Origin of the sequence: Psychrobacter sp. NPDC064578, assembly GCF_044901245.1 — a bacterium.
Lineage (GTDB): Bacteria > Pseudomonadota > Gammaproteobacteria > Pseudomonadales > Moraxellaceae > Psychrobacter > Psychrobacter cibarius_C.
This window is the reverse complement of record NZ_JBJDPI010000004.1, coordinates 167,208-191,857: the sequence shown is the minus strand read 5'-3', so window position 1 is coordinate 191,857 and position 24,650 is coordinate 167,208. Positions and strand designations below refer to the sequence as shown.

The 24,650-nt window shown below is 41.9% G+C and carries 24 protein-coding genes; 20 read left to right on the top strand and 4 right to left on the bottom strand.

Annotated features, from left to right (window positions below; translation table 11 throughout):
* Window positions 1-135: 135 nt before the first annotated feature.
* The 11 genes from aspS to ACI2JM_RS06085 all read left to right on the top strand — a co-directional run bounded on the left by aspS (window position 136) and on the right by ACI2JM_RS06085 (window position 11,533).
* Window positions 136-1,962: an aspartate--tRNA ligase gene (gene aspS, locus ACI2JM_RS06135; RefSeq protein WP_404643141.1), complete on the top strand. Its 1,827-nt coding sequence runs from the start codon at window positions 136-138 to the stop codon at window positions 1,960-1,962.
* A 67-nt stretch (window positions 1,963-2,029) separates the two neighbouring features.
* Entirely contained in the window at window positions 2,030-2,989 is a 960-nt protein-coding gene (locus ACI2JM_RS06130) for a lysophospholipid acyltransferase family protein (protein ID WP_404642896.1), read from the top strand.
* Window positions 2,990-3,373: 384 nt separating this feature from the next.
* Window positions 3,374-4,090 carry a glycosyltransferase gene (locus ACI2JM_RS06125; RefSeq protein WP_372860760.1) on the top strand — a complete coding sequence of 239 codons (717 nt, stop codon included), beginning with the start codon at window positions 3,374-3,376 and terminating at the stop codon, window positions 4,088-4,090.
* Between the two features lie 16 nt (window positions 4,091-4,106).
* Window positions 4,107-5,108 (top strand): capsular polysaccharide biosynthesis protein, encoded by a 1,002-nt coding sequence (locus ACI2JM_RS06120; RefSeq protein WP_404642894.1) that lies wholly within the window; start codon window positions 4,107-4,109, stop codon window positions 5,106-5,108.
* 41 nt (window positions 5,109-5,149) lie between these two features.
* On the top strand, window positions 5,150-6,316 hold the full coding sequence (locus ACI2JM_RS06115; protein WP_404642892.1) for a nucleotide sugar dehydrogenase: 1,167 nt from the start codon (window positions 5,150-5,152) through the stop codon (window positions 6,314-6,316).
* Window positions 6,316-7,338: an NAD-dependent epimerase gene (locus ACI2JM_RS06110; protein WP_404642890.1), complete on the top strand. Its 1,023-nt coding sequence runs from the start codon at window positions 6,316-6,318 to the stop codon at window positions 7,336-7,338. The genes ACI2JM_RS06115 and ACI2JM_RS06110 overlap by 1 nt, the downstream gene beginning before the upstream one ends.
* A gap of 45 nt (window positions 7,339-7,383) precedes the next feature.
* A complete protein-coding gene (locus ACI2JM_RS06105; RefSeq protein ID WP_404642888.1) occupies window positions 7,384-8,148 on the top strand; it encodes a glycosyltransferase family 25 protein in 765 nt (254 codons plus the stop codon).
* Between the two features lie 10 nt (window positions 8,149-8,158).
* Window positions 8,159-8,926 carry a glycosyltransferase family 25 protein gene (locus tag ACI2JM_RS06100; RefSeq protein ID WP_404642886.1) on the top strand — a complete coding sequence of 256 codons (768 nt, stop codon included), beginning with the start codon at window positions 8,159-8,161 and terminating at the stop codon, window positions 8,924-8,926.
* A 54-nt stretch (window positions 8,927-8,980) separates the two neighbouring features.
* Window positions 8,981-9,835, top strand: a complete 855-nt coding sequence (locus ACI2JM_RS06095; RefSeq protein WP_404642884.1) for a glycosyltransferase — start codon at window positions 8,981-8,983, stop codon at window positions 9,833-9,835.
* Window positions 9,735-10,796 carry a capsular polysaccharide synthesis protein gene (locus tag ACI2JM_RS06090; RefSeq protein WP_404642882.1) on the top strand — a complete coding sequence of 354 codons (1,062 nt, stop codon included), beginning with the start codon at window positions 9,735-9,737 and terminating at the stop codon, window positions 10,794-10,796. Before ACI2JM_RS06095 ends, ACI2JM_RS06090 begins: the two co-directional genes overlap by 101 nt.
* 104 nt (window positions 10,797-10,900) lie before the next feature.
* Window positions 10,901-11,533 carry a YrbL family protein gene (locus tag ACI2JM_RS06085; RefSeq protein ID WP_404642880.1) on the top strand — a complete coding sequence of 211 codons (633 nt, stop codon included), beginning with the start codon at window positions 10,901-10,903 and terminating at the stop codon, window positions 11,531-11,533.
* A 130-nt stretch (window positions 11,534-11,663) separates the two neighbouring features.
* Here ACI2JM_RS06085 and ACI2JM_RS06080 read toward each other — a convergent pair whose 3' ends face one another.
* Entirely contained in the window at window positions 11,664-12,593 is a 930-nt protein-coding gene (locus ACI2JM_RS06080) for a branched-chain amino acid transaminase (RefSeq protein ID WP_201501366.1), read from the bottom strand.
* A gap of 283 nt (window positions 12,594-12,876) precedes the next feature.
* Window positions 12,877-15,756 (bottom strand): bifunctional [glutamate--ammonia ligase]-adenylyl-L-tyrosine phosphorylase/[glutamate--ammonia-ligase] adenylyltransferase, encoded by a 2,880-nt coding sequence (glnE, locus tag ACI2JM_RS06075; RefSeq protein ID WP_404642878.1) that lies wholly within the window; start codon window positions 15,754-15,756, stop codon window positions 12,877-12,879.
* 216 nt (window positions 15,757-15,972) lie between these two features.
* Here glnE and tusD point away from each other — a divergent pair, with 216 nt between their 5' ends.
* The 4 genes from tusD to ACI2JM_RS06055 all read left to right on the top strand — a co-directional run bounded on the left by tusD (window position 15,973) and on the right by ACI2JM_RS06055 (window position 17,641).
* Window positions 15,973-16,404 carry a sulfurtransferase complex subunit TusD gene (tusD, locus tag ACI2JM_RS06070; RefSeq protein WP_404642876.1) on the top strand — a complete coding sequence of 144 codons (432 nt, stop codon included), beginning with the start codon at window positions 15,973-15,975 and terminating at the stop codon, window positions 16,402-16,404.
* A gap of 71 nt (window positions 16,405-16,475) precedes the next feature.
* The gene (locus ACI2JM_RS06065) at window positions 16,476-16,799 is read left to right on the top strand and encodes a hypothetical protein (protein WP_404642874.1); all 324 of its coding nucleotides are present in this window, start codon (window positions 16,476-16,478) and stop codon (window positions 16,797-16,799) included.
* Between the two features lie 114 nt (window positions 16,800-16,913).
* On the top strand, window positions 16,914-17,273 hold the full coding sequence (locus ACI2JM_RS06060; protein ID WP_404642872.1) for a hypothetical protein: 360 nt from the start codon (window positions 16,914-16,916) through the stop codon (window positions 17,271-17,273).
* Window positions 17,270-17,641 (top strand): TusE/DsrC/DsvC family sulfur relay protein, encoded by a 372-nt coding sequence (locus ACI2JM_RS06055; protein WP_404642870.1) that lies wholly within the window; start codon window positions 17,270-17,272, stop codon window positions 17,639-17,641. The genes ACI2JM_RS06060 and ACI2JM_RS06055 overlap by 4 nt, the downstream gene beginning before the upstream one ends.
* Window positions 17,642-17,733: 92 nt before the next feature.
* Here ACI2JM_RS06055 and ACI2JM_RS06050 read toward each other — a convergent pair whose 3' ends face one another.
* Window positions 17,734-18,306, bottom strand: coding sequence for a tRNA (cytidine(34)-2'-O)-methyltransferase (locus ACI2JM_RS06050; protein WP_193009162.1), 573 nt, complete (start codon window positions 18,304-18,306; stop codon window positions 17,734-17,736).
* A gap of 302 nt (window positions 18,307-18,608) precedes the next feature.
* Between ACI2JM_RS06050 and ACI2JM_RS06045 the strand changes: the two genes are divergently transcribed.
* A complete protein-coding gene (locus ACI2JM_RS06045) occupies window positions 18,609-18,749 on the top strand; it encodes an entericidin A/B family lipoprotein (protein WP_045447789.1) in 141 nt (46 codons plus the stop codon).
* A 113-nt stretch (window positions 18,750-18,862) separates the two neighbouring features.
* Here ACI2JM_RS06045 and hemW read toward each other — a convergent pair whose 3' ends face one another.
* Window positions 18,863-20,161 (bottom strand): radical SAM family heme chaperone HemW, encoded by a 1,299-nt coding sequence (hemW, locus tag ACI2JM_RS06040; RefSeq protein WP_404642867.1) that lies wholly within the window; start codon window positions 20,159-20,161, stop codon window positions 18,863-18,865.
* A gap of 276 nt (window positions 20,162-20,437) precedes the next feature.
* Between hemW and ACI2JM_RS06035 the strand changes: the two genes are divergently transcribed.
* The 4 genes from ACI2JM_RS06035 (at window position 20,438) to accB (ending at window position 24,629) form a co-directional block, all read left to right on the top strand.
* The gene (locus ACI2JM_RS06035) at window positions 20,438-20,917 is read left to right on the top strand and encodes an EVE domain-containing protein (RefSeq protein WP_404642865.1); all 480 of its coding nucleotides are present in this window, start codon (window positions 20,438-20,440) and stop codon (window positions 20,915-20,917) included.
* A 163-nt stretch (window positions 20,918-21,080) separates the two neighbouring features.
* Window positions 21,081-22,121, top strand: a complete 1,041-nt coding sequence (locus ACI2JM_RS06030; RefSeq protein ID WP_404642863.1) for a hypothetical protein — start codon at window positions 21,081-21,083, stop codon at window positions 22,119-22,121.
* 461 nt (window positions 22,122-22,582) lie between these two features.
* Entirely contained in the window at window positions 22,583-23,950 is a 1,368-nt protein-coding gene (locus ACI2JM_RS06025) for an MATE family efflux transporter (protein ID WP_055124142.1), read from the top strand.
* 250 nt (window positions 23,951-24,200) lie between these two features.
* Window positions 24,201-24,629 carry an acetyl-CoA carboxylase biotin carboxyl carrier protein gene (accB, locus tag ACI2JM_RS06020; protein ID WP_404642861.1) on the top strand — a complete coding sequence of 143 codons (429 nt, stop codon included), beginning with the start codon at window positions 24,201-24,203 and terminating at the stop codon, window positions 24,627-24,629.
* Window positions 24,630-24,650 lie beyond the last annotated feature (21 nt).

Sequence of the window (24,650 nt, the reverse complement as noted above, 5' to 3'; positions counted from 1 at the left end):
AACGTGATGACCATTTGTCTTAATCGCGTTATTTGTGCGTTTTTAGCGGATAGCTTGAATCGTACAGCAATGGCTGCATTATTGTATTTCGAATTGGGCTGACAACTGGATAATTATATTATGACGCAAAGCACTATGACGCATAGCGAATATCGAGACGAATATTGCGGAGCCGTAACCGAAAGCTTCATCGATCAAACCATTAGTATCGTAGGCTGGGTACATCGTCGTCGCGATCACGGTGGCGTGATTTTTTTAGACATGCGTGACCGCGCTGGTATCTTGCAGGTCGTCGTTGACCCTGATACACCAGAAGCCTTTGCAATGGCTGATGCGGTACGTCCTGAATATGTGTTAAAAATCACTGGTCGCGTACGTCAACGCTACGCGGGTACTGAAAACAATAATATGACCAGTGGTCAGATTGAGCTGTTGGGCAAAGAAATTGAAGTATTGGCAAAATCTGAAACACCGCCTTTCCCATTAAATGATGAGAAAACCACGGTATCAGAAGACTTGCGTTTGAAATACCGCTATCTTGATATGCGTCGTCCGCAAATGCAAGAGCGTATGGTTTTCCGTGCTAAAGCCACGTCAGCCATTCGTCGTTACTTAGATGACCATGGTTTCTTAGACGTTGAGACCCCTATCTTGACTCGTGCAACGCCAGAAGGCGCGCGTGATTATCTTGTGCCATCACGCACACGCCCAGGTAACTTTTTCGCATTGCCACAATCACCACAGTTATTCAAACAGTTGCTGATGGTGTCAGGTTTTGATCGCTATTATCAAATCGCTAAATGTTTCCGTGACGAAGACTTACGTGCTGACCGTCAGCCTGAATTTACCCAAGTGGATATTGAGACTTCTTTCTTAAACGAAGAAGAAATCATGAACATCAACGAAGGTTTGATTAAGCATTTATTCAAAACCATGATGGATGTTGAGTTTGAGCAATTCCCACGCATGACTTACGCAGAAGCTATGCGTGACTATGCCTCAGACAAGCCTGACTTACGTATTCCATTAAAACTCATCGACGTTGCTGATTTAATGAAAGACGTTGATTTTAAAGTATTTGCCGGTCCTGCTAACGATCCTAAAGGTCGCGTTGCTGCCCTACGAATTCCTGGTGGCGCGTCATTAAGCCGTAAGCAAATCGATGCTTATACCAAATTCGTTAGCATCTATGGTGCACGTGGTTTGGCGTATATCAAAGTTAACGATGCGAGCAATATCAACAACGGCGTTGACCAAGAATCTGGTCTTCAGTCTCCTATCATCAAAAATATGACCGATGACGTATTGGTCAGCTTGATTGAGCGTACTGGTGCAGAAAGCAACGATATTATTTTCTTTGGTGCGGATAAAGCCAGTGTCGTCAATGACGCAATCGGCGCACTACGTCAAAAAATTGGTCTAGACCTTGAAATGACTACTTGTCAGTGGGCGCCACTTTGGGTCACCGATTTCCCAATGTTTGAGCAAACGGACGATGGTCGTTGGACGTCAATGCATCACCCGTTTACTAAACCTAAAGGTTCTGTTGATGAATTGAAAAACAACCCAGAATCTGCTCTCTCTATCGCTTATGATATGGTATTGAACGGTACAGAAGTTGGCGGTGGTAGCTTACGTATCAATACCTTTGATATGCAGCAAGCGGTACTTGAAGCGTTAGGTATCGGCGAGCAAGAAGCTGAAGACAAGTTTGGTTTCTTACTTGACGCCCTAAAATTCGGTGCGCCTCCGCATGGTGGCTTGGCCTTTGGTTTGGATCGTCTGATTATGCTTATGGTAGGCGCTGACTCTATCCGTGATGTTATCGCTTTCCCAAAAACCAAAACTGCTGAGTGCCCACTAACTCAAGCACCTGCTGAAGTCGATAGCAAACAGCTACGTGATCTTGGTATCCGTGTGCGCGAAAAAGCACAGGCTGACACCAACAAACCTGCGCAATAAATGGTCTAACGATGTCCGGATATTTTTCTCAGTACTTATTACGTGATTCATCACTGTGTGAATGGTTATGAATCCGTATCATATTTTTAAAATCGTGCCATTGTCTGTCTTGCAGATACTGGCACGTTTTGTTGCGTGGGTGATTATCAAGATACCCAATTTGAGTATCATGCGTACAGTCAGTATCAATATGGCGTTAATTGCTCCTAAGCTGACTGATGTGCAAAAACAAGTGTTAACCAAAGAGATTATTTATCACCAGTGTTTGACCAGTATTGAATCGATCAAAAGCTGGGCCATGCCACCTGAGTGGAGTATCGCTCAGATTCGCGACGTTCATAATAAAGACATTTTATTAGAAGGACTTGCTAGTTCCAACGGCATGCTCGCTATCGTGCCGCATCTTGGTACGTGGGAGATGATGAACGCTTGGCTCAATCAATTTGGTTCCCCAACCATTATGTACAAACCTGTTAAAGGTGACATTACCAACAACTTTGTGTTACAAGGGCGTTCAAGACTTAATGCAACCTTAGTACCAACCGATGGTAGCGGTGTCAAAGCCATATTTAAAACCCTCAAACAAGGGGGCTTTAGTATCGTCTTACCCGATCATGTTCCTGATCCTTCGGGCGGCGTGGTTGTGCCCTTTTTTGGTATTAAAACACTAACCAGTACGCTTGCTTCTAAACTTGCTAGTAAAACCAGATGTGCCTTGGTCGGCTTATCTTGTATTCGCCGTGACGATGGTCGTGGATTTGACATCTATTGTTATAAGCTTGATGATCCAGCACTTTATGATCGTCATGCCGAGACCGCCGCTTATGCACTTAACCAAGCCATGCAACAGATGATTGAAGAAAAATGTAGTCACTATATGTGGGGCTATCGACGTTTCAAACACATTCCCACATTAGGAAATCCTTACAACGTTGATGAAGAAACTTTGGCCAAATTCATTCTTGACAATAAGCGGGCTGATCAAAACGTTCATGATACAACCACACGCGCTGGCAATGAACAATGAACAATGAACAATGACCTTACAATTAGCCAAACGTTTAGAGAGATCGTGAATCATAGCTGTGATAATATTGGCTGACTTTTGTACCTTTGAACGTTACTAAGGCGTGTCCTCAGTTCAATCGATCGTCTTATAAATGGATTGAAGATGGCTAAATTTTGCCAAATAGCGTCAAATAGTCAGTCAATAGCTCAATATTGTCTGCGCTACTTTCTTGTTTAGCGACAATTTATCTCATTTTCATCATCATGTTAAAAATGAGAACACGCCCTAAATATTTTTTATTTATATTAATATGAGTGCATTATGGCAACTGACGTAACCAATACCTCATCGACAGACCACACGCACGCACGCAGCACTGCTGAGCAGCGTTATGTTATCTGTATGAAATGGGGTGACAAATACGGCGCTGAGTACGTCAACCGTCTTTATAATATGGTCAGTCGCCATTTGACCTTAGACTTCCAAATGATCTGCCTCACTGATGATAGCAGCGGTATCGACCCTGCTGTTACTTGCCATCCTATTCCAGAGATGGATTTGCCTGCTGGGCCTGAGCGTGGTTGGAAAAAACTCACGACTTTCAAACCTGAACTATATGGTCTTAAAGGTGTGGCTTTATTTTTAGATATCGACATTGTTATTGTTGATAACATAGACGCCTTTTTTACCTATCAAGCTCAGCACAAAGACAGCGTGGTGATTATCCGTGATTGGAAAAAACCGTGGCGAATGATTGGTAATAGCTCTGTTTATCGTTTCAATATTGGCATGAACACCTATCCTGATTTGCTCGCAAACTTTGAGCGTAACTTTGCCACCATTCGTACCCAAGTGCGCCATGAGCAGGCTTATCTGTCTAACTATTTACGTGAGCATCATCATTTAGAGTATTGGGATAAAACATGGTGTGTCAGCTTCAAGTACCAATGCATCGCCCCTATTCCCTTTAACTTTGTGCGCGCACCTACTCTGCCAGATGGCGCAAAGATTGTCATCTTTCATGGTGAGATTAATCCGCCAGATGCCATCAATGGTAGCGGCGGCAAGTGGTATCGTCATGTTAAGCCAAGCCCTTGGCTAAAAGATTATTGGCGATAAACCCATAGGAAATACCATGAAAGCAGATGATGAAAAGCAAATAGATATTGTGATTGCTTGGGTAGATGGTGATGAGCCACTGCTTAAACAAAAAAGAGCGCGTTATCAAAAAACAACCAGCGCGGCATCTGATGCTATCAGCTCAACACGTTTCGCCAGTAACGATGAAATATATTACAATATTGCCTCCATCATAAAATACGTACCTTTCTGTCGACATATCTATATCGTCACCGACCAACAGCAACCGGCTCTGATTGAAGCGTTTGCTGAACAAAACATTTGTGCAAAAGACAAGATACGTATCATCGATCATAAAGACATCTTTGCGGGCTATGAGCAGTTTTTGCCTACTTTTAACACGCGGTCTATTGAAAGCATGCTATGGAATATCTCAGATCTGTCTGATTATTTTATATACATGAATGATGATTTTTTCTTCAACCAACCTGCTGTTATCACAGATTTTTTAGATGACGACACGATTATCATTCATGGTCATTGGCGAAAAAACACCCTTCTACAAGCCAAACTCCAATATCGAAAATCTCTACAAAAACTATCAGGCAAAAAAGTTCAACCCAAACATACGATTGCTCAAATGCTCAGCGCTAAAATCTTGGGGATGAATCAGTTTTTTGAAGTGCACCACTACCCCCATATTATCGATAAGAATATTTTAAAAAACTATCTTTTGCATAACCCTCAGCTATTGATTGAGCAAATTCAATATAAGTTTAGAGATGTGGCTCAGGTAAATCCCATTACCTTAATGAATCACCTAAAGATTCAACAAGGACAAGCTTGTTTAAAGCCGCCCGTAGCAATCAACTATCTAAAAAATGAAAATGGTGTTGAGGATTTTTTAGCAGGTTTGCAAGAACAATCTGTCAAATATGGCTGCATACAAAGCTTAGACTTGCTGGACTCTGACTCCCGTAACAATATTACCGAGGCGATGATTCAGAAGTTTTCCCAGCATCTGCCATCATCGTTATTGCTCAATCTCACTAAATAAAATTAATCTTATAATAATAAAAATATAACCTTGGAATTTTTATGAAAATAACAGTAGTAGGTACAGGCTATGTCGGCTTATCCAATGCTATGTTACTTGCCCAGCACAATAAAGTAATCGCTGTCGATGTCATAGCAGAAAGAGTCGAGATGTTGAATGCCAAGCAATCTCCTATTGAAGATCCAGATATTGAAGATTTTTTACTCAACAAACCCATCGATTTCACAGCCACTTTAGATGCCAAAGCAGCTTACAAAGACGCAGATTTTATTATTGTTGCTACCCCTACGGATTACGACTCAAAGACCAACTATTTTAATACCAAAAGTGTTGAAAGCGTCATTGAAGAGGTGCTGAGTGTTAATAAAAATGCGCTAATCGTTATAAAATCAACAGTGCCCGTCGGCTATACCAATGACATTAGAAAACGATTTTTGACAGATAACATCATTTTTTCGCCTGAATTTTTACGCGAAGGCAAAGCGCTATATGACAATCTTTATCCTTCGAGAATTATCGTCGGTGAGCAGTCGGAACGTGCGAGACAATTTGCAGATTTGCTCTTGGAAGGTGCAATAAAGAAAGACGTTCCTCAGCTATTTACTGAATCTACTGAAGCTGAGGCCATTAAATTGTTTTCCAATACCTATCTAGCAATGCGTGTTGCTTATTTTAATGAGCTAGATACGTATGCCCAGACTTTTGGGTTAGATACCAAGCAAATTATTGAAGGCGTAGGATTAGACCCGCGTATCGGCAATCATTACAATAATCCATCGTTTGGCTATGGTGGCTATTGCTTGCCTAAAGACACCAAACAGCTATTGGCAAATTATGATGACGTCCCGAGCAACCTTATCCGAGCTATTGTTGATTCTAATAGCACTCGTAAAGATTTTATTGCCGATAAAATTATTGAAAAGCAACCAAAAATTGTTGGTATTCATCGACTAGTCATGAAAAGTGGCTCGGACAATTTCAGAGCGTCTGCTATTCAAGGCATTATGAAGCGTATTAAAGCAAAAGGTATCGAAGTGGTTGTCTATGAACCCGTGTTAAAAGAAGAAGAGTTTTTTAACTCAAAAGTCATTAAGGATTTGGACGCATTCAAAGCCATGAGCGATATTATCGTGGCAAACCGCTTATCTGCAGACATCCAAGACGTGTCGCATAAAGTGTTTACTAGAGATTTATTTGGGAGCGATTAATGAAAATTTTAGTGACTGGTGCTGCAGGTTTTATTGGCTTTCATTTAATTAAAGCATTGCTGGGCAATGATTGCTTTATTGTCGGTATTGACAACCTAAACTCGTATTATGAGGTTGCGTTAAAAAAAGACCGTCTCAAAATTCTAAGCGAGCAATCAAACGAAGATACTTTTAGATTTATCACCTTAGATCTGGCTGACCGAGAAGCAATGGCCAGTTTATTCGCTGAACATGGCTTTGATATCGTGATTAATCTCGGCGCACAAGCGGGCGTGCGCTATTCTATCGAAAAGCCACATGAATACATTGATTCCAATGTGGTTGGATTTCTGAATGTGCTTGAAGGTTGTCGACAGACTAGGGTAAAACATTTGGTATACGCCAGCTCTAGCTCTGTATACGGTATGAATATCAAGCAGCCTTTTAGCACTGGAGATCGTGTAGATTATCCTATTAGCTTGTATGCTGCGACCAAAAAATCTAACGAATTAATGGCACATACTTATAGTCATTTATACAATATCCCCACGACAGGGTTACGCTTTTTTACGGTCTATGGCCCTTATGGTCGCCCTGATATGGCCTACTTTTCATTCACCAAAAAAATACTGGCAGGCGAGCAGATAGATGTCTATAACAATGGTGAGATGCAACGTGATTTTACCTACATTGATGATATTGTCGAAGGCATCACTCGTATTATCGATAAAATCCCAGAACCACAACAATCTTTTGCGACCACGGCAATCGCACCTTACCAAATCTACAATATCGGTAATAACCAACCAGTAACGCTTCGCCGCTTTATTACTGCTATTGAAAGTGCGTGCGGTAAAAAAGCAAAAGAAAACTTGTTGCCCATGCAGCCAGGTGACGTCCCAGCGACTTACGCCGACATAGACGAGCTAACAGCCGACATTGGCTTTAGACCTGAAACCAGTATCGAAGATGGCATCTTAAAATTTGTAAATTGGTACAGAGCCTATTATCTAGAAGAACCAAGAGAATCACATCAAGCATAAAATTCGATAAGTCATAGAATAGATATAGCAAGGAAGAGTCAACCTATGAAGACATTGACATATTTGGTTAATTTAGATGGAAGCGATGCGCGCCTAGAAAGCGCAACTCAGCAGTTAGAGCAAATAGAGTGGCCATTTGAAAGAATACCAGCCTATGATGGCCGCGGTAAAAATTTGTCTGATTTTGCAGATTATGATGACTCTCAAGCCAGAAAAAATCTAGGACGTAGCTTATTAAGCTCCGAAATCGGCTGTTATCTAAGTCATTACAAATGCGCTGAACAATTCTTGCAGACGGATGCTGACTTCTTGGTAGTACTAGAAGATGATATGACCTTGTCCACCAACTTCAAGACGATAATAAATGAAACCCTAGCGTTTTTACATGCTCATCCAACGTTGGATTGGTACTTGGTAAATCTTGCAGCAAAAAAGAAAAAGCTTGCTCGGGACATCGCCAGTTTTGATAAACATACATTATGGCACGCCTATTATTTCCCTATTCGTGGTCTTGGCCTCATTTGGTCACGTAAGGGCGCTGAAGCATTTATTGCAGCCGCAAAACCCATCTCTATGCCCGTTGATATATTTTTCCAACAATGGCTGAGTAACAATGGAAAAGGGTTGGGTATTTGGCCTGCATTGGTACAGCCTTTAGGCCTTGACAGCGATATCTTAGGGACGGAAGCATCGCAAAATATAAAACGCAAAGACAAAGAAAATCGAGACTTGTCCTATAATATAAAAAAACAGAAAAGAATGTGGCAAAATAAAACCAAGGCTGTTGCCAACTTATACCTAAACAAGTAGTTTATATTTTATGAAAAACATCGTTATCAGTTTAGAATCTGCGGTAGAGCGCAGAAAACATATCACTAATGAATTTCAAAAAAACAACGTCGACTTTGAATTCTTCAATGCCTTAACACCAGACTTGGCTCATACTTATGCTCAAACTTTGCCCATTGATTTAGAAAACATCGATTTGACTGGTGGCGAATTGGCATGTTTTATGAGCCATGCTTCTGTTTGGCAACAAATGATTGATCAAAACATACCTTATTTAGCCATTTTTGAAGACGATGTATACTTAGGTGAAGATGCAGAAGCGCTATTAACCACCACGAGTTGGATACAACCTGAATGGCATATTATTAAAACAGAAGCCTTTTCTGAAAAAGTATTTTTGTCTTCCAATTCCTCTGAGATTGTCTTAAATAGGCGGCGCATTGCCCAATTAAAAGGGAAGAATTTAGGTACCGCAGGTTATATTTTGTCGTTGCGCGGTGCGCAAGTATATTTGGACTATATCTCAAAAAACAAACTGCTACCGCTTGATGAGTTAATGTTTGACGATTTTATCAAACATGGTGCTGAACCCGTATATCAAATGACCCCTGCCCTATGTATTCAAGAAATGCTTTTAAATAAAGGCAATCCCTCGCTCCCAAGTGCGCTAATCAAAGATCGTCAAGGCCGTATGAAGTCAGAGAAAAAACCTGCTATGTTTAAAGCGAAGCGCGAAATTAACAGGATTGGAATGAAGATTAAGAAATCCATATTTGCAGCAGAAGTGGTTTTTAAATAGAATATTTTATCGTCAAATAATTTATTATGATAATAATTTTGGAATGGGAAAGTAATGACGGAAGATAACAAACCATCTGTAGCCATATTATATATTGCCACTGGTCGATATACCGTTTTTTGGGATTACTTTTATTGCTCTGCTGAAAAACACTTACTTCCCAATAGTAACAAACACTATGTTTTATTTACGGATGACCTAGCATTAATCAGCAGGCAGACTGACTATCCTAATGTCACAATGATAAAACAGGAGGCTTTAGGATGGCCTTATAGCACATTGATGCGCTTTAAATTCTTTTTAGGGGCAAAGTCTATTATTGAAAAGTATGACTTCATATTCTACTTTAATGCCAATACAGAGTTTCTTTCTGATATCACTGAAGATGAGTTGTTGCCTCTCGATCACCATGAGGAGCTGAGTCTCGGCGTCCAGCCTCATATGTTTCATCTTAATAAACGTGCCTACACTTATGATCGTAACCCTCAATCACAAGCATATATTCCCTATCATAAAGGAAAATATTATTTCACAGGTGCCTTGAATGGTGGGAAATCTCATGCATATTTACAGATGTGCGAAAATCTCAACCAAAACACAGAATTAGATTTAAAAAATAACGTTATTGCACTATGGCATGATGAAAGTCAATTGAACAAATTTGCATTAGATCGTACAGACATTAAAGTTCTACCACCCTATTTCACACGTGGAGAGCACGAATACTGGAAAAAAAGCTCAAAAATAATGTTTTCGGATAAGACACATTACCGATTTGGCGGACATGCTTATCTAAGAGCCGAAACAAATGACAAAATCACAAAATCTGACTGGGAACAGAAGAATGGCAAACGTCGAAGAAAGCTCAACACTCGATTCAAGCAATATATCGCCTCACTTTTTTTCTGATAGTGAGAGCCATAAACAGCTCAAAAAGAAAAAGAAAAAGCCTTATCGTTATCTATATAACTTAACCACCCCACACAGCAAACGCAAAGCGTTCGAAAAAGAGGCCAATCTTGAGCAACAAAACCAAGTAGCCACGTGTTGGGCATCTTTTATTGAGCTATATTACAGTGACAAGCTAGAATATTTTTCATTACAGCCAAAAAAAGAATTTTATGATGAAAAAATAATTTGGCAGTATTGGGGTCAAGGCATTAATGAAAATCAGTTGCCTGAATCAGTTAAATTATATTTCAAATCGATAGACAAACACTGTCCAGACTATAAAATAATTCGGCTAGATGACAGTAATATTCATGAATATCTGGATCTACCTAGATTTGTTTGGGATAAAAAAACACTCTCAGGATTTAAACCGGCATTTTTTGCAGATTTATTACGCTTAGCATTACTTGATGTTTATGGCGGCGTTTGGTTGGATGCAACTATCTATCTCACCGAACCTTTGCCTAATATGTTACAGGATAATGGTTTTTTTATGTACCAGCGCGTCACAGACGCACATAATAAACAACAATGGCATAAATTTAATAGCTACTATTTTAACTGGGATAGTAAGCACAAGGTAAACTTGCTGAACAGCGTTATCTTTGCTCACAAAAAAAATCCGGTCATTCATACGTGTTTGGATTTAATGTTAAACTTTTGGAAAACGCAAGAATATATTCCTCATTATTTTTTCTTCCAAATCTTATTTGACACGCTCATTAAGGGCAAACTTGCACAGTATCAATGCCCTATCATCGATGATACTAAACCTCATTTATTAGTTGCTACTTTGCATAACCCTTATGCTGAAGCTGATTATCAAAATATAGTCTCACAAGCTGGCATCCATAAAATGTCTTATGTTAAACAAGTCAGACCTGATTCGTACTATGAATACTTATTAAAAAACACTTAAATACAGCTTTATTACTAATGCGGACTGTCCCTATAATATAAATCACCTTTTTCTTTTGCTTAGACTATTCATTAAATTTTTTATATGACTAACTGAGATTTATTATGATTTTAATTCAAAATCTAAAAAGAATAGATGCAGGCACTCAGAAGTATATATATGAGCACCCATCTGATACTGATAAGATTATCAAAATAATGAAGCCTGAGCATGCGACATATAATGGTGGTAGAAAGGGGCAGCATTACTTGCGCGGTCACCATTCTCAGGGCATATACAAACAGTTTCGCAGAGAGATATTGCAATATCTACAGCTTTGTAAGAACAACTATGGTCAGCAACGATTTACGTTTCCAATGGAAACCGTATATGGCTTTATCGCAACGGATAAAGGGTTGGGTCTAGTGACGGAAAAGGTCATAGACCCTAGCGGCTCAACCATGACACTTTATGAGCTTTCTAATACCAATATTTTTAATGACACACACGCAAAGGCGTTAGATAAATTTTTTGATGAGTGTTGTGAATTGCATGTGGTATTGGGTGAAGTTAATATTGCTGGCATTATGTATACCGAGCACAGACAAGGTATTCCTGAGTTTGTATTGGTTGATGGCATTGGTGAAAAATTATTCATTCCTTTTAGGGCAATGAGCAAAACGATTAATGGCCATAATGTTCGAAAGATTGAAAAAAAAATAAAATCCAAAATTAGCTATTATTCTACTAAGCATTAGAATTATAACCATGATAGTTATCAATGTGACCTTTATTTATTCGCAACCAATTTATAAATACAGCAAAAGACCCAAGACAACTACGTTGTTTTGGGTCTTTTATTAAATTCTACTATCTCATGAATGAGTCTTAATCAATAAAACTTAACCAATCCATATATTGCTCATTGCGACCATGTACTACATCAAAGTACAAGGTTTGTAGCTTTTCAGTCAAAGGTCCACGTCCACCATTGCCGATAGTACGATCATCATATTCACGAATAGGCGTCACTTCAGCCGCCGTACCCGTCATGAATATCTCATCCGCCAAATAAAACTCATCACGAGTGATACGGCGCTCAACGACCTTGATGCCTAGATCATCTGCAAATTGAATGATGGTACGACGCGTGATTCCATCAAGTGCACCGCCCGCTAGATCTGGCGTATGCAATACACCGTCTTTGACTAAGAATAAGTTTTCGCCAGCACCTTGGCAGACGTAACCCTGCGGATCCATCAAGATAGCTTCGTCATAGCCATTACGAGTGACTTCTTGGTTTGCCATGATAGAAACTGGATAGTTGCTTGAGGCTTTTGCCTTACACATGGTCACATTGGTCATATGATGAGTAAATGAAGATGTTTTTACACGGATACCGTTTTTGATACCCTCTTCACCAAGATAAGCGCCCCAATGCCAAGCAGCAACCATCGCATTGATACTATTGTCACGTGACGATAAACCTAGTTTTTCTGCACCGACCCAAATGAGCGGACGAATATAGGCTTCTGCCAAGTTGTTTTGCTTGACCACATCTTTGTGCGCCTGCTCCAGAGTCGCTGCATCAAACGGTACATTCATTTGAAAGATTTTTGCAGAGCCTAACAGACGTTCGGTATGCTCTTTTAAGCGAAAAATAGCCGTGCGATTATCAGCGGTTTGGTAAGCACGCACACCTTCAAACACCGCCATGCCATAATGCAAGCTATGTGTGAGCACATGGACTTTGGCATCTGGCTGTTCAATCATTGTGCCATTCATCCAAAGCTTACCATCTTGTGTTGCCATGTTCATTTTATAATCCTTATGTTAGCACTAACGGCTATTTTTTTAGGTATAGTCGACGCACGTATAAATGCTTCGACTAGAGGTTTTGTTTAATCGTATTTATCAACATCATATGATAACACCGCAGCGTCAAATTTTATTGCTAAAATATAGTGTTATCCTTACTAAGAAATAACCAACAACTGACAGCTTTATCGTAATGTGTCGCCGATTATATCACTGGCGGTGCTAGCAAATGAAATCTTTTAGTTTGAGTATCACAGGCTATTATTTATAAGCAAAAACCTTCTTAAGAATTGGGCGAATCGCCATCGGACAAATTAACACCCATCAAATGTTGCCATTGCGCTTGTACTAATGCTCGTGTTTCTTTCCACAGTGACTCATCCACCAATAGCGATTGCTCTGATAGTGCCAATTGATGAGTAGCAGCACGAATTCTGAGGTAGGCATCCGTTAAATCTTGGCAGACTTGCTCCTCCCAAATACCCAGTGATGCCACTTCTTCGAAAATACGAACGTTGTCGCTCCATTTGGTCAGGCTCGGATGCTCATGCGAATAAGCCAATACTGCAAATTGCGCTAAGAACTCGATGTCGATGATCCCGCCTGCATCTTGTTTAAGATGAAACTTACCTGCTTGTTGTTGCCATTGACTGGTGCCCAGATGTTTTTGCATCTTAATACGCATACTGGTGACTTCTGTACGCACCTGCTCTATCGTGCGCGGTAATGATAATACGTCTCGGCGAATATCACAAAAGCGTGCCGTCACTCGCTTGTCACCGCAAATCGCTCGCGCCCTTACCAAGGCTTGATGCTCCCACGACCATGCCTTTTCTAGCTGATAGGTTTCAAAAGCATGACAAGACACCACCATCATGCCAGCATTACCTGAAGGACGCAGACGCATATCAATCTCATAAGCGCGGCCATCTCGAGTTTGGGTGTTGAGATAGTTCATCAGCTTTTGTACCAAACGGGCAGCAAACTTCATACCGCTGACTGATTTTTCACCCGTAGTCATGCCCTGCTCTTTTATCTTATGCAAAAACACCAAATCCAAATCTGAAGAATACGACAGCTCTAGCCCGCCAAGCTTGCCATAACCAATGATGGCAAAACCGCAGTCTGCCTCGGTCACTGGATCGCCATCTTGACCAATAGGATAGCCGTAGCGTTTGACAATTTCTGCAAAAGCCCGTTCTAATGCGGCTTCTAGTACCACCGCTGCGATATACGTAAGAGAATCCGACACCTTCATAATCGGACGCTCAGCCAATACATCACTAGCGGCGACCGCCAACACTTGGTTCTTTTTAAACAGTCTTAATACGCTCAGCAGCTCTTCTTCGTCATTAGGCTCTACGCGCAATAGCTGTTGACGCAAAATATCACGCAACTCTGGCTTGTCCGGCAAGTGGCGATAGCGCTGCTGTAAAAAAGTATCTAAGAGCACAGGATAATGTGCCAACTCTTTGGCAATCCAAGGACTCGCCGACAGCATGGGTATCAGCTCAATCGTTGCATTGGGATTTTCTGCAATCATCACCAAATAGATAGAACGACGACAAATCGCTTCGAGCAATGTAATGAGACGCGGCAAAGCGGTATTGGCCAATTGCTGCTGCTCTTGATGAGCGAGTAACGCATGGATAATCACAGGATAAGCGTCATCCAACCGCTCGCGAGCCTCATCACTTAAGTTAGCGACCATCTTTGACTGCCAAAAATCTTGTAATAGCATTCGATTTTCTGCCGTCAGCACGTCATTCAATCGTGAAATCTGTTCATCAAGATGTTCGGGCTCAAGATCTGTGTCTTCATGATCCGGTACTTGACGTTCGGTCACCATACGCTCAAAGGGAACATTGACATTGTCTCGGTGGTGGTTAAGGGTATCTAACAGGGCGTTCCAATCGTCAAACCCAAGGGTAACTGCCAAGTTATGCTGCCACTGCGGATCATGTGGCAGGCGCTGAGTCTGTTGATCATTAATCGCTTGAATGGCGTGTTCAAGCCGACGTAAAAAACGATACGCGGCTTGAAGCTTTTGATAAGTACTCCTCTCTAGATACTCAAGCTTATGTAATACCTGCATCGCTTGTAAACAAGATTTCACCTGTAATTGAGGATGCCTGCCACCATAAATCAACTGAAAGGCCTGCACAATAAACTCAATGTCTCTAATACCACCAGCACCCAGCTTGATGTTATCCAAATCCTCCCGCTGAGCGACTTGGTTTTGGATAAGGGATTTCATCTCCCTGAGCGCTGAAAAAGCACTATAATCCACGTAATAACGGAAAACAAAGGGTTTGATGAGCGCTTGTATCTCATCATAAAACGGCTGTTCTATCTGCCCGACTACTCGTGCTTTCAGCCATGCAAAACGCTCCCATGCACGTCCATGTTGAGAGAAGTACTTCTGTAATGCGGACAGATGAATGGCCAAATCACTACCATCACCCCACGGTCGCAGACGCATATCGACCCGAAAGACAAAGCCATCAGCCGTCTTTTGATCCAGTAATTTAATAATACCTTGACCGAGCCTTGTCATAAACCGCTTATTATCTATGCTGCGCGTGCCTTTTGATTTATCACCGTTGGTTACACCGCGAGCCTGATGGACAAAGATAAGGTCTATATCACTCGATAGGTTCAGCTCATGAGCGCCAAGCTTACCCATCGCCATAATCGCCATGTCATCAATTTGCACGTTACCTTTAGCATTGATAAAAGTCGGTTCGCCGTACTGTTTAATCAAATGCTGGTAGGTATAATCTTTGGCAAATGAGATACAACCATCTGCAAACTCAGACAGCTCGTCGGTCAATTGCTCAAGCGCTATCAGTTGTAAGGCATCTTGCCAAATCCAGCGCATCATCAGCAGTGTACGTAGATGACGCAGGCCACTCATCACCTTCACTTCATCAGCAAGTTGGTAATTATCATCTAACGTATAATCTTGAATCAAATCATCGATTTGCTGCCGAGTTAAGGTTTGATCTAACGGGTAGCTACGTAAAAACGTTTGGCATGAAACCGTTCGACTCTCCCAAATCTGATAAGCGAACTCGCTTGCCGTCTGCAATATTTGCAGCTGTTCGGTTGTATACTGACAATCTGTACCATGGGTCGCACGTGAAGGCATAGCGGGTGACATAGGGAACATAACTCCTTGCATAGAGTGATAAGACTACGTGAACTTAGCGCATAAGTTTATCGTTTTTTCTTACGAAGCAGTCACAGCATCAACTAACGATACGCAATATGTCAGTATTTAATATAAAACTACGTTTAATGACAGTGACCCTATTTGCTTTTGAGCGCTTTATGGTAGCATAAACAACTTTAGCGCAGATGATTGAAAAGAGCTCTTATGACAACCATGACCCCATTGCTTCTGATTACTGCTGATCCTAGCCACCCACTTGCCCATTTAGCGCTACGTTATGCACGCGCTTATCTCAAAAATGCCGCCAATAATAAAGATACCAATGATAATGTCACCTTAGATAATGTCACCTTAAACGTGTTTTTTTATGGCGATGCGGCGCATACGGCCAATGGTTTACGCTGGCAGTCAGCGGATCAAATTAATTTGACCAAAGAGTGGCAAACGCTCGCTGAGCAGTTCCAGTTAGCGCTGCCCGTCTGTGTCAGTACCGCACTCAGTCGCGGCATTAGCGATACAGATAACAGCAAGCGCCATCAACTTAATGGTGACAACCTTGCCACTGGCTTTTCACTGGTCGGACTAAGTGAGCTGGCGATGATGATGCAAGGCGACTGTCGTTTGATGCAGTTTTGATGGCTTGCCGTGCAGACAGATTACATTTTATGATAATAATTGTCAGCGACCAATTAGATTAGGAATTAACCATGAAATTATTAATTCAGCTGCTCACGCCGACTGAAATGGCGAGTTATGAAGGCTGTGCGCTTGCATTAACGCTAGCGACCTTTGATCATGAAGTACAGCTGTATTTGGATGCGCCTGTTTTTGGCTTGTTGATGCAGCCTGCGTCGCGTTTGCACGGCATGATTCAGTCGCTTGAGCTATATGACATGCCAGCCGCTTGGCTACCTGACGATGTCTTTAGCGGGTGGGTCACGGGTATGCTGCCTATTGATTTGGCTTCACAATTGACATTGATACCTGAAGTGGTGAACGCTTCAGACTTTGAGCAAATACTACGCTTTTAGCCTCGCCATTTTATTTGTAATACTTTAAATACTAGGACGTGTCCTCATTTTAAAAATAGAGATGAAAATGAGGACACGCCTTATCCTAAATCTAGCAACGAATCGGACACTGTTATGGCAACTTTATATCAAATACACAGCACAATGGATATGCTCAGGCGCAGTGTCGATGAGATGTCACGGACATGGCGCACCGGTGACAGCATTCTCTTGCTCGGTAGCACCGTGGCTTTTATCAGTTGGCTTGATGCGTATTTGAGTGACAGTGAAATACAAGGCATCGCAAATATTTATGCCTTAGCCGATGATGTGGCGCAGCTGAGTACCAATACCAGTGCGAAGCTCAATCTAGAGACCAAGTTGAGTGGGCTGTTAACGGACGAAGAATGGGTCAATCTGACTCAAAGTGCCAATTTTAGTAATACCAGTGCTAATAATGCGGGGTTTGATAAAGTAGTGACCATCGCCCTATGAATAACGACAATACGATCAATCATGATATAACCAATCATGCTATAACTGCGGCAATCAACGTTGAATTGGATCAAGACGGTCATTTATGTGACCATAATATCTGGACCCTTGATATCGCTCAGCAATTGGCCAACACTCTAGAGGTGCATCTAGAAACTGAGCATTTACAAATTTTACAACAGGTACGGGCATTTTTTACTCAGTTTAATCACGCACCAGCTACGCGCCCACTGATTAAATGGTTACAGAAAACCTTGCCAGAGCATGATATCAGCAATCAGAAACTACAGCAGTTATTCAACACTGGCTTGGTTGCCCGCCATGTCAATCGCCTTGCCGGTCTGCCCAAACCACCCAACTGCTTATAAGATATATGGCATATATGATTGATAAGGTGTTATGAATGGCGATGAATACCTGAATGTTGGATCATCGCCTGCAATCAGTAAAAAATGCATGGCTATTTTGGATCGTACACTGTCAACGTCTCATACCCTATACTACGACCTTCGTCACCAGTGAAGCCTTGCTGACGCCATACCTCATACAGACATATCGCCACACTATTCGATAAGTTCAAACTGCGTGAATCAGCCAGCATAGGCAAGCGCAACCAGTGATCAGCGCCGATATCTTCACGTATATCATCTGCCAGACCTGCTGTTTCAGAGCCAAATACTAAGGCGACATTAGGTATCTGCTCAGGCATCAGAGCACGATCAGATTCGGCAGCCATCTGTTGCCCACCAAAGTCATAGTCATAAAAAGGCTTGCTCAGTTTGGTGGTCAATGCTGTGACAATATGACAATCCGCTGCCTGTAGCGCCAGTTTTGCTGTCGCCCAATCATCATGTACTTGTAGGTGCGCGTATTCATGATAATCCAAACCTGCACGCCGCAGCTTTTTATCATCAAGCTCAAACCCTAATGGCCTTACCAAATGTAGCTGCGCGCCCGTGTTGGCACATAAGCGGATAATATTGCCCGTGTTACTAGGCATTTTTGGCGCTACCAACACAATATGAGTGGTCATATCGACTCCTTAAGTCGTCAAATCTGCATATTATCGTCGATCCGAGATAACGTAGACAGACTCTACTAAAATGATGGTTATTTGAATTTCTGAGCAAAAGGTAATTAAAAGTTACAGTTTACTGCCAATAATTACATTTTGATACTTTGCACAGTTTTTAACTTTCACTATGATGTCTCTAACGGATATCGAGATAGTATTTATCAATTATTATCTTATCCAATAACCCCTCAGTGAGGCTCAAGCCTAATGCTTAGCATCACTGTTATTATTTATAACGACCCATTTTTGAGGATTCTATTATGAAAAAATTAATCATCGCATCTTTAACTGCTATGTTTGTTCTAACTGGTTGCAACACTTTTAAAGGTTTGGGCCAAGACGTATCAAGCGCTGGCGAAGCTGTTACTGGCGGCGCACAAGACGTACAAAATAAAATCTAAGTATTGATTTTTTTGCGTATTTGAAAGGCTTATCATTTATGTGATAAGCCTTTTTTTATGACTTTATTTTTCGATAGTAAAGACTGACATTAAAGAACAGTAAATATCTCTAATTATAAGAAAGCTCGCAATATCTGATTGAGATAACGTTGACCCAATAGCGTTGGCTGTAGCCGCTCGGTATTGTCTACTAGCAATCCCTGAGTAATCAATTGCGCCACTTGTACAGCAATATCATCGTAACTCAGCCCTGTCCTTGCAGTAAACATAGACCAAGCGACGCCATCATGTAGACGTAGCGCATTCAGCATAAACTCACTGACCAATTCATCACTGTCAATTTCCTGCCAACCCACCATTTTTGGTGCATTTCGTTTAACAGAAGAGTCAGTGTTATCTTGATAATCCACATAATCTTTAGGCAGTCGTGACTTACTAAAACGATAAATACCAGAATCTGCTAGCAAGTCATTCTTCAAGCCATTCTCTGTTAATGCTGATGCTTCATGAGCAATCGTTACTTTGCCATGCGCGCCCGCACCAATCGCTAGGTAGTCACCAAATTGCCAGTAATTCACATTGTGACGGCATGCCTTATCTGACGCGCCTGCCCACGCGGATACTTCGTAATTGTGGTAGCCCAATTGCTGCAACAACGCTTGACCTGCCTGCTCAATATCTGCCAAGTTATCCTCATCTGGCAAAATCGGCTGGCTACGGTAAAATACGGTATTGGGCTCAATCGTTAATTGATACCAAGAGATATGCGTCGCCCCAGCATCGTGTGCCATCTGGATATCGTTCAGCGCCTCATTCATCGTTTGCTGCGGCAGCCCATGCATCAAATCGACATTGACTCGCTCAAACCCAGCCTCGCGCGCCGCACGAATCGCTGACAATGCTTGTGCAGGGTCATGTATGCGACCAAGGGTTTTGAGCTTATCAGCAGCAAAACTTTGTACACCTATCGACAAACGATTGATACCCACCTCTAAATATTGGGAAAAAGGCGCATGCTCAAGCGTGCCCGGATTGGCTTCCATCGTCACTTCAATGCCATCAGCAAACTTAAAAATGTTGCGTAAGCCAGTAAACAATCGCTGGTATTGCGCAATGGGTAGCAGTGAAGGCGTACCACCACCGATAAAAATCGAACTGATTTCACGCGCTTGGGTTAACGACTGCTGCATGGCGGCATCTGACAGCAGCGCATCCACATATTCGTCATACATAGATAGTTGCATATCCATCGGCAGCTCATGCGAATTAAAATCACAATAAGGGCATTTTTTGACACACCACGGGATATGAATATAAAGCGCCAGTGGAATGGCGCTTACCTGTATCCCACTCGCAGTATTATTAGAGATGCTGAGATTATCAGAAAAATGAGCAGGTGTAATATTTGACATAAACGAAGGTATCTATAAAAAAGGTTACATAAATGGATGACTGCTGTTACTAGCAGAAAGTAGCGCTAGGATAACGGCTAATGTAATTAAAAAAAAGGCTATCTTAAAGAAAAGCCGATCAATAACAAAACCAGTCACAAATATGCATGTTAACCCTGTATTTTTATAGGCAAAATAGTGAAGAATGATGGCATAAAATGGCATTGTATTAAATGACATTGCATACAGTGATATTGTAAATAATGAATGGCTGATAATGATAAATAGGATAAAGATATGGCTTATTGGTTAATGAAGTCCAACCCCAAGTTTTTTGGTATTGATGATTTGCAACGCCTAGAGACCGACAGTTGGGATGGTGTACGCAATTACCGCGCTCGTAACTTCATGCGTGACGAGATGCAGGTCAGCGATAAGGTATTCTTTTATCACTCTAGCGCTAAGCCGTCTGGCGTCGCTGGCATCATGACGGTAAGCAAAGCAGGCTATCCTGACCCTTGCCAGTTCCATCCTGAGCACCGTCATTACGATCCTATTGCCACCGAAGATGAGCCACGCTGGTATATGGTAGACGTCACTTTTGAGCAAGCGTTCATTGATATTCTACCACTATCAGCCCTTAAATTTTTACCCGCACTTGAGGATTCATTATTAATGAGAAAAGGCTGTGAGCAACTTACCGTGATTCCACTAGACGCCAAACACTGGTACGCCATTATGGGTATGGCAGAAACCCTTCATCTGCTATCTGAGTAACTGATGGTTAAATCGTAACGATTGCGTAAGGTTTTTAGTGTTATCAACGAACACTTATTGATGCGCTGCCTGCAAAAAATTTGCTATATTTGCGATTTATGCTCAACAATTCATTTCTCGACCTTTTTTATCACACCTTCATTCCCATTATCAGGACCCGCTTATGAGCGCACCCAAACTACTATTATCTGTATTAACCGTCAGTATATTCAGTCTGACCCTTAGCGCCTGTGGCAGTGACGGGGACAAGGTCAAAGAGGAATATGACCGAATAGAAGATCAGGTGAAAGATGAATATGATCGTGTGGAAGACAAGGTCAAAGAGAAGTATAAAGAAGTCGAAGATAGGCTGAGCGATGATGAAAAATCCATGGCTGAGATTTTGGAGTCGGTATTTTTACCAGAAGAATCACTCGATAATTTCTTGGATAAAATAACCCCAGAAGGCGGTCGCGGCGGTTTATATGTCGGACACTTCATTGAGATTGACGATGGTGACAGCGACGATATCGATATTGGTGCCGTCTACTTTGATATCAGTAAAGATGGCGCTGGTAGCGTCGATGGTAGCGTTAGTTATCAGCAGCAAGCCTGCCAAGAAAATAACACTTTGGGTATCAACTCAGCCATCAAGGTTGACAACTATATCGCGGGTAAAATAACAGGCAGTCTCGATACGTTAGCGTTTTTAGACATTAAATATGTCAATGGTTTGGGCATAGAAACACCAAACTTATTAACCACCTTTGCGGGGAGCTTTGAGGAAAAAGAAGCAGGATCACCTTGGAGAGGTAGCTTTGAGTATCAGGATGGCCTTGGCGGTAAAAAACTGACCAGTAGCGAAAAAAATTGCAACGTCACCTACACCATCAGCGATCGCTCTAACTTTAAGACGTACCCACTTGATTATAGTCTGGGCAAAATGACTCTTGATGTCATCGGTAATGGCAATCAAAAGACCGTCTCTTGGCAAAATCCTGCCAATACCAAGTATTTACTGGTCAGCCAAATTGATGTCAACAAAGCCGAGTCTGGTGCCAACGGCTATGTGCAGAATGTGATATTAAGTAATCTTGAAACACAGTTTGCCCCTGTCATTCCAGCCATGTCCACCAATTACGTGATTGTCGTGCAAGCATTTGATGCCAATAATACCTTGATTGGCTATGAAGCAGTGGTGCAAGACTTGCCTGAGTCGCTATAAATGCCTGCTGATGTGCCTATAAGTTAGAATGGTTATCGTCCAGTGCACACTCTATGGAATCGATCATCTTTCACAGTCAGTTTTTAAGATCGATACAACGCTTTTAAAGCGTTGACATCATAGCGTGGCTTCTTTACCATTCTATTTATTTATGACCTGTCAATCCACTGCTTGGATTGACGGGTTATTTTTATTTTTGTGCCTGCCTTTTTTTGCATACTCTGTCTATATGGGCTTGCTCATATTATTTATCGGAGTATTATCGTCGGCACGACTCCCCCTTTTACATCCATCCAAAAAACTGGATTGGCTTGGTTAAACGTGCTTAGGGCGTGTCCTCATTCTCATTTGCTTTTCTGCTCAAATTTTTGGTCATGGTATGACCGTCTCGCTATTGTTTTGTTGATGGCAATACTTGCTCATCTATCATAATTACCGCAAAGAATAAAAAGTTGCTTACTATGGTTTTCCCATTATCTTTTAGAGATTTTAAAAGCTACAGCTTACGCTTAGGCGTGCTCGCGCTTCCTATTTTAATTACTCAGTTTTGCCAAGCAGCACTTGGTGTGGTCGATGCTATCATGGCAGGTCAAGTCTCCGCGCTTGATTTGGCTGCCGTCGCCGTTGGCTCTGGTATTTGGCTGCCGCTGTTTTTATTAGCCACTGGTATTTTAATCGCCACCACCCCTCTTATTGGTGAGGCGATTGGTCAAAATAAGCACCATCAAGTACCACATATCACGCAGCAGTCTTTATGGACCGCCAGTGTCATTGGTATTATGGGCTTTATCATCGTTAATTTAGCACCCAATGTACTTGGGGTCATGGGTGTGCCTGAAAATATCCAACCGATAGCAACACAGTATTTGCATGGCGTGTCGTTTGGTTTTCCCGCTCTGGCTGTCTATGCGGTGCTACGCAGTTATTGCGAAGCACTTGGGCGACCTGAGCCGGTGACAGTGATTAGTATTATCGGGCTACTTGCCGATATTCCCCTTAACTATATTTTTATCCACGGTCTGTTTGGCATGCCCGAAATGGGCGGCGCAGGCTGCGGGGTCGCAACGGCCATTGTGTTATGGATAAATGTTTTATTACTGGCGGCTTATACCAGCTTTACTAAGCGACAGCAGTTTGCCAGCACGCGCTTCTTTTATGCCTTTGCCAGTCCTAATCGTGCACAGATTAAAAAGCTCCTTAAACTTGGTATTCCGATTGGTATCTCTATCTTTTTTGAAGCCAGTTTGTTCAGCTTGGGCGCTCTTGTTATCAGTCCATTAGGTGAGCTCGCAACCGCATCGCATCAGGTGGCATTAGCGGTGACCTCCCAGCTGTTTATGATTCCGATATCGGTCGCGATGGCACTGACAATCATGGTATCCAATCGTTTTGGCGAAAAAAACCTCATGGCGTTACGTCAAGTGCAAGCCACTGGTCTTATCTGGACAGTATTGATTGCGCTCACTTGTATGATTGGTATTTGGCTATTTAGGCCGCAATTGGCAGCCGCATTCTCTGATAACCCAGCCGTTATCACGCAATCTATGCATTTACTTATTTTTGCTCTTGGTTATCAGCTGTTCGATGGTTGGCAAGTCAACGTCGCTGGTATATTGCGCGGCATGCAAGACACCACGATACCAATGTGGGTCACGTTGTTTTGTTACTGGCTGGTGGCATTGCCGCTCGGTGTTTATTTGGTGCGCTTCACCGATATAGGCGCACAAGGGTTTTGGATGGCATTAATCACGGGTTTATTCTTATCGTCTATTCTACTCACCCTACGCCTGCGCTACCAACAAAAGCGTCTGACGGCGATGTGGGGTTAATGCATCAGCGATACTGATGTAAATGCAGTATCTACTAACCATGACTAGCGCTACATGGTCACATAGACTATGATAAATCATTAAGCATTTCTTACTCGTAAGAAATGCTTACGTCATAATATGTAAAAAAACTCAGTTAACAACTGTACATCGATTGCTCATTGCCATGAATATAGGTATCATTAGCAATTACCTACACAATATTTAGTTACACTATTTCTTGAAATTAGTAGAAGGCAAAATTAAAACTATGGATATTGAAAAAATACGCACCCTAATCGCCCTCATGGAAGAAAGTGAACTGGTTAATTTAGAAATCAGCTCAGATGATGAACACATCAGCTTAACTCGTCACTATGATGCGCCTGCACCGACCATGATGGCCGCACCTGCTGCTGGCATTGACCCTATCACTGCTGAAGCAAAGCCAGCGGTAAAAGCGGGTAGCGTTGAGACATCGCCGATGGTTGGTGTTTATTACTCAGCCCCTAGCCCTAATGATCCGCCATTCGTAAAGGTCGGACAAAAGGTGCAAGCTGGTGACACATTGGGCATCATCGAAGCCATGAAAATTATGAATCCTCTTGAGGCAACGCAAAGTGGTGTCGTTGACGAAATCTTAGTCGATAACTCCGAAGTGGTACAGTTTGGTCAACCCGTCATACGCTATAAAGCTTAACGACACTATTTACCAACCTTT